At 36.8% G+C, this 11445-nt stretch carries 11 protein-coding genes; all 11 read right to left on the bottom strand.

What is annotated here, in order from left to right:
• Positions 1-230: hypothetical protein (locus HUJ21_RS05195; protein ID WP_291367894.1), on the bottom strand; the 230-nt coding region annotated here is incomplete at its 3' end.
• Positions 223-1128: a class I SAM-dependent methyltransferase gene (locus HUJ21_RS05190; protein ID WP_291367893.1), complete on the bottom strand. Its 906-nt coding sequence runs from the start codon at positions 1126-1128 to the stop codon at positions 223-225. The genes HUJ21_RS05195 and HUJ21_RS05190, both read right to left, overlap by 8 nt.
• An 8-nt stretch (positions 1129-1136) precedes the next feature.
• Complete coding sequence (locus tag HUJ21_RS05185; protein ID WP_291367892.1) at positions 1137-2387, bottom strand: polysaccharide ABC transporter ATP-binding protein; 1251 nt, start codon at positions 2385-2387, stop codon at positions 1137-1139.
• Positions 2388-2389: 2 nt separating this feature from the next.
• A complete protein-coding gene (locus tag HUJ21_RS05180) occupies positions 2390-3247 on the bottom strand; it encodes an ABC transporter permease (RefSeq protein ID WP_291367891.1) in 858 nt (285 codons plus the stop codon).
• Complete coding sequence (locus HUJ21_RS05175) at positions 3225-4388, bottom strand: glycosyltransferase family 4 protein (RefSeq protein WP_291367890.1); 1164 nt, start codon at positions 4386-4388, stop codon at positions 3225-3227. The genes HUJ21_RS05180 and HUJ21_RS05175 overlap by 23 nt, the downstream gene beginning before the upstream one ends.
• Positions 4385-5287, bottom strand: a complete 903-nt coding sequence (locus HUJ21_RS05170) for a glycosyltransferase family 2 protein (protein WP_291367889.1) — start codon at positions 5285-5287, stop codon at positions 4385-4387. The genes HUJ21_RS05175 and HUJ21_RS05170 overlap by 4 nt, the downstream gene beginning before the upstream one ends.
• A gap of 165 nt (positions 5288-5452) precedes the next feature.
• Positions 5453-6421 (bottom strand): glycosyltransferase, encoded by a 969-nt coding sequence (locus HUJ21_RS05165; RefSeq protein ID WP_291367888.1) that lies wholly within the window; start codon positions 6419-6421, stop codon positions 5453-5455.
• 41 nt (positions 6422-6462) lie between these two features.
• Positions 6463-8208, bottom strand: a complete 1746-nt coding sequence (locus HUJ21_RS05160; protein ID WP_291367887.1) for a formyltransferase family protein — start codon at positions 8206-8208, stop codon at positions 6463-6465.
• Positions 8209-8233: 25 nt separating this feature from the next.
• Positions 8234-9523 (bottom strand): hypothetical protein, encoded by a 1290-nt coding sequence (locus HUJ21_RS05155; RefSeq protein ID WP_291367886.1) that lies wholly within the window; start codon positions 9521-9523, stop codon positions 8234-8236.
• Positions 9524-9526: 3 nt separating this feature from the next.
• Positions 9527-10444, bottom strand: coding sequence for a hypothetical protein (locus HUJ21_RS05150; protein WP_291367885.1), 918 nt, complete (start codon positions 10442-10444; stop codon positions 9527-9529).
• Positions 10437-11429 carry a GNAT family N-acetyltransferase gene (locus HUJ21_RS05145; RefSeq protein WP_291367884.1) on the bottom strand — a complete coding sequence of 331 codons (993 nt, stop codon included), beginning with the start codon at positions 11427-11429 and terminating at the stop codon, positions 10437-10439. Before HUJ21_RS05145 ends, HUJ21_RS05150 begins: the two co-directional genes overlap by 8 nt.
• Positions 11430-11445 lie beyond the last annotated feature (16 nt).

Raw genomic sequence — 11445 nt, 5'->3', positions numbered from 1 at the left:
TTTACTTCTTTATTATACTCCAGAGAATCGAAAATATCTAAACCAGTATACTCAGTAATTTCTGAATTGTTAATAATCTCTTGTTTATAGGGCATTTCTCCGCACCCTATATCTAACAAATTACCCTTTAAATACACAGCATTTGTTATTAAAAATTGGAAAATAGATTTTTTTATATAAAACCTATCAACATTTCCAAAATTCATTTCTCTTGGATTAAAATCAATCATTTTTCTGAAAAATAATTATCAAATTCCTTCCTTTTACAAGGGAACTTCTATACCAATAGGAGATAATATTAAAGACCGTATTAGGAAGTATTTTTCTAACTTTTTTTAATAAATAAAATTTAAAATATCTAATACTCCATTTATCACTATCAGGCAGATTCAAAATATAATTCAATTCATACTGAGACAAGGGCTCAAACCGAAGGTGCAGCATTTTAAAGCCAAAAAGATCACCCACTTTTGCTAATGAGTCACCAGTCCATAATCCCATGTGATGAGGAGGCAAATTTAACGTATGAAGTTTTTCGAATACGTATAAATAAGGATTATTATTCGGCACAGATATTATAAGTTTACCCTCGTCTTTTAGTAATTTTCTCGTATGTTTAAAAAACAATGAGATGTCTTGAATATGCTCCAATACTTGAAATAAAGCTATGGTATCGTATTTAAAATCTTCACTGCTAAAAGAGAAAAAATCAGTGTTAATAACTTGGAATTTCCGATCGTCCGGTTTTGCTGCTTCTTCCCTATTAAATTCCAACCCAGTTGCAACAACACCCATTTTTGAAAGTTCTTTTAGAAAAGACGAATTTCCAGAACCAATTTCCAACCAGTTTTCGCCCTCAGTAGCATAATTTAGTGCAATTTTATGTTCCCATCTTTCATGATAATAATTAATCTTCTTACTACTTAGATCTTTATAAAAGAATTCATCTCCGATAATATAAAAAGGATAAAAAAATCTATACTTTGTTTTAATACACTCATAGATTTCTACGAAATCAAGTCCTTCAAAATAAGACGATATATCAACATTAAAATCATCTCTGTACTTGCTAATTACCTGATTCGTTGCAATTTTCTCAATAAATTTTACAGGGTAATCTTTGTTCACAGGATTTATCACAATACTTTCCATTTTCCCTTCTCAACATATTTTGCAACTCCTGGTTGCCAATAATAGTCCCGAAGGGCTTCCATTACTTCAACTTTAAAATGGCAAACGTCGGAGATAGTATCAATCTTTATTTTAGAAAAACTATCCGCATAATGTATTTTTAAATAATAGTCACCAGGATACAATCTCAAATTGTTAATTTCTGAAATGATTTTTAAATCACCTGAATTAGTTTCAAAATTATGTTCTGTTCCTAAAAATAACTCGTGGAAAACTGGATTTTCAAATTCATCAAATACTTGATAAGAAATAGCTGGTTTGAAACCAGTTTGAGGTAAGTTTACCACAATTTCAACTGAAAACTTTTGACCAAATCTGTGTATATTGTTAGGTTCTGAGGTTTTTAAAGAAACGCTGACAATCCCTTCACCTGACTCGTTTCTATATTCAACTGATTTTGTTTTTTTTAAACCCAGATATTTACTGATCCCATCCTCAGTTTTGCCCTTAAAAATCAATTCTCCGGAATCCAAAATAATAGCTTTATTGGTCAATGAGGAAACTGCTTGAATATTATGACTCACAAATAACACTGTTCTTCCTTCATTTTTGCTAATATCATTCATTTTCCCCAAACATTTTTTCTGAAACTCCGCATCTCCCACGGCCAAGACTTCATCTACTACCAATATTTCAGCGTCCAGGTGGGCTGCCACCGCAAAGGCTAGACGAACATACATCCCGGAGGAATATCGCTTTACCGGCGTCTCCAAATATTTTTCAACGCCAGCAAAATCTACGATTTCATCCAATCGTCGATGTATTTCCTTTTTCCGCATGCCTAATATTACGCCATTGAGAAAAATATTTTCCTTTCCAGATAATTCAGGATGAAATCCCGTGCCTACCTCCAAGAGCGAGCTTACCCTGCCCTTCATCCTGATACTGCCTCGGGTTGGAGATGTTACTCGGGATAAAAGTTTAAGAAGTGTGGATTTACCAGCGCCGTTATTCCCAATAATACCAAATGCCTCTCCTTGTTGAACCGTAAAGTTTATATTTCTTAAGCTCCACACAACATTACTTTCTCCCTTTATCCTACGATCATTGATTTCGCCTATTTTAAGAAATGGATCTTCTTGCCTCAACACTTTTGTCATCCACCACCGCTGAAAATCTCCTGAAATGGTTTGAGTACCATATTGTCCTAATTGATAAGCTTTATAAAGATTATCTACTTCAATTGCCGTAGCCATATTTAGATGGTATCTATAAAATTCTTCTCTGCTTTATTAAATATTAATACTCCAAAAACTAGTATTATTAGAGTAAATAATATCACATAAATCAAATTATTAATCGAAAAATATCCTTCTCCCAAAAAGCCATAACGAAAAGCCTCTATAATACCAGTCATGGGATTTAATGATACCCATTTTTCGTATTTTTCAGGAACCGAGGATAATGGGTAAATTACCGTCGTAGCGTACATTAGAAGTTGCATCCCAAAGCCTACTAAAAAAGCCAAATCCCTGTATTTGGTAGTGAGCGATGTGACCATTAAACCCATACCTAAACCAAGAAATGCCATTAAAATAACAAGAAATGGAAATAAGAAAACAGCGTATGTTAAATGAATGGGTGCCTCTTGAAAATAAAAATATATCCAGGTTATTGCAAAAAGTAAAAACTGAACACCAAACCTTACGAGATTACCTGCAACAATACTGAGCGGTACTACCATCCTGGGGAAATACACCTTACCGAAAACCGGTGCATTGTCCCTGAATACAGTACTGGTCTTAATCAAGCAATCAGAAAAGTAATTCCATGCGGTTATGCCAGATAAATAAAATAAAAACTGTGGCAACCCGTCCGTACTTAATCCAGCCAAATTACCAAAAACGAACACATAGACAAAAGTGGTAAACAAAGGCTGAATGAAAAACCATAAAGGCCCTAAAACTGTCTGTTTATAAAAAGAGACAATATCCCTTCGTACCAATAAAGCAAACAAATCCCGGTATTTCCAGACATCCAATAGCGGGATATCGAATAACCGCCTATCAGGGGTCAAACAAATGTCCCAGTGTTCATGCTCCTTTCTCTGAATCATACTGCGAAATCAATGATAAATAAAAATTTTCTTGTTCGATAATCAATTTACGAATATCAAATTTCTCCAAAGCCAGCGCGTGGGCCTTTCCCGCCATTTCTTCTGCTTCATGATAATGTGCTAACAGGTATTCGGTTTTTTCCAATAAAGAATCAGAATCCCCCTTTTTACAGATAAGTGCATTATAACCATCTTTCAAGTTTTCAAGAATTGGAACAATATCACTGGCAATAATTGGGATTTTGGCTAGCATCGCTTCTATTACTACACCTGGTGAACCCTCATAATGTGAAGGAAACCAAAAAATATCTGAATTTTGCAGTAACCGAGGTATATCGTCTCTCCTACCCAAAAAGAGTACACGATGCCCAATGCCCGCTTTCGTTGATTCTTGTTTGTAGTACTCCAAATCAAACCCATCTCCAGCAACAACAAAAAAAACGTTTTCTTCTATTAGAAGTAATTTTTGAAATGCTTCTATCATTTCATCAAATCCTTTTGATTTTATTACTCTAGAAGTGGAAATGATTATCATCGAGGGAGAAGGAATTTGAGGAAATACTGTATTTCTATTACTAGATTTATCTCTAGCAAAAAGAGAGGTATTCCTTCCATTGGGTATAACTATAAATTTATCTCTCGGCTGTTTTAAGTATTTCATATTTGGAAATACGATCGCTTCAGAAACTGAAATAAACTTATCAACTCGTCCAGCTGTGGCTCTATTCAACAATTTATATAGGTTAAGTTTTAACCGTTCCCTTGGGGAAACTAATTTATAACGATCAATACCATACGTGTCACTTATAATGGAACCAACCAAAGGAATATTAAATTTGAAGAGTCCAAGTCTCGATATGATCTCGGATTTAAAATTTGTAGCGTGTACCAAAGCTGGATCTTCTTCTTTAAGCAATTGTTTGAATTTTAAAACCGCCTTCCTAAATCCGAATCTTTTTTTTATTTGAAAAAATACTAGCCTTATACCCGCCTCTTCAAATTGAGTTTTTAGACCCTGCTGCGCATCATAAACCACGCAAACCAAAACTTCAAAAGTTTTCAAATTTTTAGCAACCTCCAAAACGGACAATTCTGCCCCTCCTACTGAAATGGTATCAATCAAAAAAATAATCTTTTTCACCAAAAATTGCTTATATTTTTCTTAGTTTGACGCAATAACTTAAATAAGGCAGGGAAATAAAATTGCAAATAATACCTTCCATTCATTATGAACTCCTCCTTCTTCAATAAATCTAGGTATTCTTTCAAATACGGATAGGGAGCCGCTTTGCTGACCATTTCTCCAGCGATAGATAGTAGGTAACGTTTTCTGGCTGCTGAATCTACACTTTCCGACTTATACTGTTGAAAAAACCAAAGACAATCTCTATAATTAATTTCTCTATTAGTGCTTTCACTCCAATCGACAATTACCTCCATGCCATCATAATACTTCCATTCACAAAAATCACCAACCCTAATGAAAAAATCGTAGTCTTCATGATGAGTAAGGCATTCATTGAATTTGCTTTTTTTTGCTATCCAGGCCTTAACAACCAGAGAGGGCGTTGGAATGAATGAATTATTTTTTAAAACAAAATCAAACAAACTTTCACCAATTTCCAAAGACCTTGAAAATCGGGGATGAAGACCGTCTTTTCTCTTAATTTCAGCGCCTGAATAAACAGCTTCTGCCTGTGTGTCTTGAATAAAATTACAAATATTTTCGAGCCTATTTGGCAACCAATAGTCATCGGAATCCAAAAAAGCAATAAATTGACCTCTTCCTATTTCAATCCCAATATTTCTACATGTACTTGGTCCCTTGAGTCTTGTTTTTTCTCGGCTTAACAAACGAATTCTTGGTTCCGAAGCAATTATCCCGGTGATGAAGGATATAATATTATCAATGGACCCATCATCAACAATAAGTAATTCCCAATCTTTATAGCTTTGATTCTTAACCGATTCTATAGCTCTTTCCAAAAGGTAAGTCCGGTTAAAGGTAGGGATAACAATGGAAAAAAAAGGAATATCCAATTTAATTTAATATTGCTATTTAATAGTTTTACTTTAATAAAAGGTGTCTATTTTCCTAATCTATCAACTCTCAGAAAGCCCATATTGATTAATTCATACTATATAGCATCAAAATCTGAAATTTAAATCAAATAATCTAAATAAGAATTAACAAATAATGCACAGTTATTTCAACTGCCTGTTAAGTTTATCGAAAGAATCTATTGTTGTTTGTAAATTAATATAATAGCTCCTTACCATAGAATAGAATACTTCTATTTGCAAACGTTTCTCAAACCCTCCATTTTTCAAATAAGATAAGATTGCTAAAACCATTTTTTTTAAATTTTCTAAATGCTTTTTACGTAAATATTTCTTAAACATTTTAGTATTTGAAAACCGTTTAAATTTATAGGATTCAAGTATCGGAAAGTTTGAAGCTTGAGATTTTCTTAAATTAACGATATATTTTTTTGTTAATCTCCTATACTCTATAGCATGGTAAAAAAATAAACTAGACTCATACCAAAGTTCATACCCGATTTCTTGAACTGCAAGACATAGTTCAATATCTCCTCCCGAAATAAGATTTGAATCCCCTTTCCTACATGTTAGCGTGGTAAAATAGCCTAATTTAATTAATTTATCCAAAGCGCTTTTTCTAAAAAAACATCCGGCTCCATAAAGTCCTACAAAATTTGGAATTCTTCCGTTTTTTTTGCCTTGTGGGCCAATTGCAAGCGTTTTCCGTAAAGGTATCAACCAATCAGGAAAATCCATATTTTCAGGAACCAAGCCATTTCCACCTAGAGCACCAACCTTTTCGTGGTCTTCAAGTAGCTGATAACCAACTTGAAGATAGTTAGGAAAAAGATAATTATCATCATCACAAATAAGCACGTACTCATATTTAATATTCCTAAATCCAACCCATAAAGCAAAATTCTTCCCTGGGGTATCGCATGTCAAAACGGTGGAATTCGACCAATTTTCCAGGTATTCCATTACAAATTCTTCCGTACCATCCGTAGAAGCATTATCAACTACTACCAATTCCCATGGTTGATCAAATACTAGGTTTTGGATGTAATCCAAGGTTTTGATAAGCCGGCTTTTCCCATTATAAGTACAAATAACTATGGAAACTCCTTTCACTTAATGAGCAGGTTTTTAATAATGAATTATTTTTTAACTTTTTATTTGACACCAAGTTTAATCCATCCCTTAAAGTAAGCCCAAATTGTAGGGTGATAATACAATTTACTTTCCGAGGCACCACCCATAGTTTGAATTCCATTATCGAAATAATCGTTAATAACCTTTTTTAAAAGTTTTGTGCCTTCTCCTAATTGCTGAATAGAATACGTAGTGAAATTATCTTTAATGGTAGGCTTAATTTTAGCTTGAGCAACAATCCCTCCTGTGTCTATTCCAGTATCAATTAAATGAACTGTAACTCCACAGTTTTCCAAATCTCTTTGGAGCAATGCCCAGTAGCCACCGTGAACTCCCCTATATTTGGGTGTAATACCCGCATGCGTATTTAGCATCGGACAGCCTGCTGCTTGGATTACTTTTCCTGAGAGAATACGGGTTCCATTTACAATAATTAATTCCGGTTTTAGATGTTTTATCAATTGGACGGTTTCCTCATCATTAACCGAATTTACATGGTATGCATGATCTTTTTGAATCTCACTTTCGTCTAAAGCATATTTTCTAACTAATTCATTTTTCCTTCTCTTGGAATTAAGAATTAAAAATTTAATTACTAATCCCTGAAATAGCAATTGACCAAAGACCTTCCAAATGCCCATTCTTTTAACTCTTCTCTTTAAAAAAATACTCAGATTTTCCTTTTTTTCCAAAATCACCTGATCCAATCCAAAATTTTGTCTTAAATAATTGTAAACTACTCTTGTGGAGAAACTATAATTACCAAGTAGCAATATTTTTCGAGTCTTTTCTGGAATTATCCCCATAAATTCCCCCATGGTTTTACACTGAAACCCATAATTTGTGTTTAATAATCGATAATGAGCCAGGATTTTTTCTAATAAAGCAATATTTTCAGTTTGATTTATACCAAAATTATGCGGGTGCCACCATAAGTGGAATGTTCTTCCGTTTTTGGCTGCATAGGTCATCGCACCCTTTATCCTTCGAAGTTTAATTTTATCGAGAAAAGCTAGATTTGGATGGTATGGTCTTAATAATCGACTAGAAGGTACGTTTATTGGAGTCGAATTTAAAATCTGCCCATCTGCATATACATGATAACCAAAGATATTAAAGTAGGCGTCCGCAAGACGTAAAATCCTTTTAAAAAGAGAATCATTCTTTCCTGATCCATGATCAAAAACCCAGGATTTTTCATTCCCTCTAAAAACCTGAATTCCCAATTCACTACAAATTCCCAGATATTCTTCATTGTATTGATTTCTAGGAAATACGATCGAAATTAAATCAATTCCTTTTTTCATGGAAACCTCTTTCCAGGAAAGAAGATCGGCTTTAAATTGTTCTAGAGTTTGCCCTTCTTCAAGACAATAAAAATGAGAAAAAGTGTGAGTGCAAATTTCATTTTCAGGGTATTTTTGGATCAAATCAACTAAGGAAGCCCCATAATGATAGGGATCCTCTTTCTCAGATTCTCCAATATCATCCAAATACCCTGCATAAGGTGAAAGAGAAAGGTCTGTATAAGTAGGAAGACTACTTGGAAGTAATCTTTTTAGTTGGTCTTTATTATCTAAAAATAAAAAACCAACAGTTGCGACAGTAGCTCTTACCTTAAACTTTCTAAAAGTTTTTAAAATTTTCGGCAAAGCTTTGCGTGCCCCTAAAATATTGGCCCCATATGAGCCAATGTTTTTTTTGTCATGAACGCCCCACATCAATTCGAAATCAATTGATATTACAAATTTGCCTTTTCTTTCCAAATGAATTTTCTTATTAAGCCTCCCGTTAATTCGGGTTATCGCTTTCTTTTAAACCCTGAATATTTTTAAATAAATTACCATTGGATTGTTTTATAAAATTAGTATAAATAAAACCAAACCCTTTCACCACAGCCAGTACATGTCTTGAAACCAAATGGGGAGAAGAAAACTCATCCACAAATCTGCCCAGGAAATGGGCGAGGCGGCCGGGCTGGTGCCTGCCAATATCTTCGGTAATATGGGGTAGCTTGTGGCGGGGAAGGATTTCTATAAAGCCCGCTGACAAGGCCGTGGGAATCAACATATGAGAGCCGTGTACACCAATCACCAAATGGCTTTGCCGGTAAATCTCATTCCACTCCCGCTCCACGGACAGGTCAATCTGCTCCACCCGCCTATCCTGCAAGCCGCTGCCCAATCTCCCCTGCTTTCCCAGGCCGGTCACAATAAAATTGGCGTCTGGCAAAACTTTGCGGATTTTCTGGAAAAGCCTTCCCATCAAACGTGCCTGCTGGTAGCAAAACAGACCTCTCAGCAGGGATAAGCCCCCAAACTTAATGGATGCCTTGTGCAATAAATCCAAAAGGCGACTATTCAGCCAAAACCGATCGTTTCTCCAGATAAAGGTCAATTGTACCGGCAAGCGCCCAAAGTCGGCTAAATCGAATGGTTTGGCCTGCAAAATTTTACCAAAATTTAGCTGCTCCTGATCCACATGCACGGGTACCACACTGAGGGTCACCCTATCAAATCGTTTAAACTGTTCCTTGACCCAGGAATCCAGGTGCTTCACCCCTTTATCTATTTCCTGCAAGGGCAGGTCTACAGCCCAGATCTCCACCATTTCATCATTTATCAACCAACTGCACCGGGCCGGTAACAATACCGCCAGGGTATTGGTGGGGAATTTCTTTTTCAGCAGATAAACATTCCAAATCTTGGTAAAAACATGGCCAAAGCAGGAATCCAGGCAATTGACCAGCAGCAGCTCCCTCCCTTTTTGTACCTGAAACAAATTTATTTCTGCTTCTCTCTCGGGTTTTTCCTGCAGGGATTTTATCAGGGGAAGGGCCATCCAGGTTCCTTTTTCCAGGTTGTATTGGGCATATTTCCCATCCTGACTGAAGGTCACCGGATAAAGTGCTGCGTGGCCAATGGGTAGCGAAGCGTAATAATCAAACCCGCAATCGTTACAGCGGTGTTCAGCCAAAACATGCGTACCCTGGAAATAGACCTTACCCGAGCCCTCGCTAGTTGAACTGCAACGAGGACAAATTGCAGAAAGGGATTGGGCATTAGGGTAAATATCAATCAATGCTTACCATTTCCGGATGCCCCATTGATTAAGCTTGTATGCCAGCAATGTTTTTCTTCTCGACCAGGTAGAAGAAGCACTTTCTGCCAAAGTATAGGGCAATTCAGGTTGAAAAACCAAAGCCACATATGACAAATTTGAGGGAGACAAGATCAAATGCTGACATAAAGATAAGGAAATGCAATCCAATAAGGCCTGCTCACCTAAAAACAACCCATTCATCTCCCCCCCATGATCATGAATGCCTTTTTTGCCTTCAGAACGGAAAAAATCATGGGCTATTATTTTATCTGGATAAAGCATCTTCAATTTTTCTAAAAAATTGGCATCATCTGTGGCCACAAATAATTTGTCAAACGTGGAAATTCTTGTTTCTATTTTCTTCATGTACACCTCATCGGCTGCGGGTTGAATCTCGGTATAATGATCTGTTCTCCTGCCATGGATACCCAATATCCTAAATGATTTAAAAGCCTCTTTGATAGCTCTTATTTTTACTTGCAACTGATCCTGAAACCGGACTTCTGATTGAAATATACAGTTTAACTGCCGTAGAAAATTACGGTTCCAAATTCTTAGAGGATGAGTCTCATAACGGAGGTTGTAAACCGGAACATATCCCGGATCAGGTATCTTTGGCACCACTAACCTTTCCCAAAAATTGGTATTCTCTTTTTTTACAGGATCACTGTAGGCGTAACAGACGTTGGAAAAATCCACTGTATAAGGTATTCCAATTTTTTTTGCGAAAGCCATTCCATAGAGGACTTGAAGAAATAGGGAAAAAAAACCACGCTCACACCGCCCTTCCGGATGTGCTTTACAGAGAAATTCATTGCCAAAACAGGTAATGATGTAGCATGCGTTTTTTTCCAGCAATTTCTGTTTTCTGTATGAACTGATGGAGGAGCGTTTAGGCATTCCTCCTGCTGTTTTGCCAGTCATATACCCTCTCCAACTGCCGCCAGGCACCCGTGCTTATGTTGTAATGGGAATGGAGAAAAGGAATGGCCCCAAAACTTTCCTTCCAGCGGAAAAGGTCCCTGTTGATTTTTTTTCCCTCACATTCATTGGAATGCCCAAAATCCAGGTATTTCCTGCCTTCTGCCTGGGAGGTGCAGAGATAATGGATCAGCAAATCCAGCGCATGCAGCTTCCTGCCTGCTTCGTTGGTGGCCAGATACTGGGTATGCAAACAATTCGGCGTAAAAAAAATAGTGGCTCCGGCCAGAGCAATACCGTTTTGGTAAACCATGAATTGCCTGATATTTTCAGGATGATGGTCCTTTAAAAAGCGCATCTGTTCCCCGCTATGGGTGGGCTTTTTTTGATACCGGTTTTCCAAATTAGGTACGAGTAGCTCTTCCCAAAAAACAGCAAGATCATCATCCTCCCGAATTTCCAATCCTGCTTGAGAAGCCTGACGAATATTGGCCTTCCTTCCTTTGTGTTTGACCTTTATTGGCAATTTTATGGCCAGCGACAATTCCATTTGGTGGGTTTCGGCCTTAACCAAATGCATGATATAAGGCAGGGACTCTTTTGATTCTTTACTGTAGAAAGAAGGAGTTGCCTTGATCTGTAACCTTTCAACTCCCTGCCCTTCATAGTACCGAAGCAGCTGTAGATACAATTGCAATTCCTGGTCAAAGGAACAGGGCCTGTATATCAGCCCCGCATAACCGAGTCCCTGGTGGGAAAAAACCTCCCGGTCTTCCCTGTGGGCGGGAAAAACCGCCTCCGGGAAGTTGTCTTTATAGATAATCAGTGACGCATCCCTAAAACGGCCTTCATGATAAGCCAAAAAGCTTCTTTGGTGCATCAATGTGGCATTGGAAGCCTGCTCCAGTACCCTTTCCCAGTCTGCTTTTAATCCCGGATCAAATACTTTAACTTTCCAGCGCAAATGGTTTCTTTCAATA

The organism is Cyclobacterium sp., from assembly GCF_014762705.1.
Taxonomy (GTDB): Bacteria; Bacteroidota; Bacteroidia; order Cytophagales; family Cyclobacteriaceae; genus Cyclobacterium.
This window is presented reverse-complemented; position numbering and strand designations above follow the sequence as displayed.

What these genes read in the sequence shown, in the direction of transcription:
- HUJ21_RS05185 (WP_291367892.1), bottom strand. Translation starts at nt 2,387, where the DNA reads ATGGCTACGGCAATTGAAGTAGATAATCTTTATAAAGCTTATCAATTA.
- HUJ21_RS05180 (WP_291367891.1), bottom strand. Translation starts at nt 3,247, where the DNA reads ATGATTCAGAGAAAGGAGCATGAACACTGGGACATTTGTTTGACCCCT.
- HUJ21_RS05150 (WP_291367885.1), bottom strand. Translation starts at nt 10,444, where the DNA reads ATGCCTAAACGCTCCTCCATCAGTTCATACAGAAAACAGAAATTGCTG.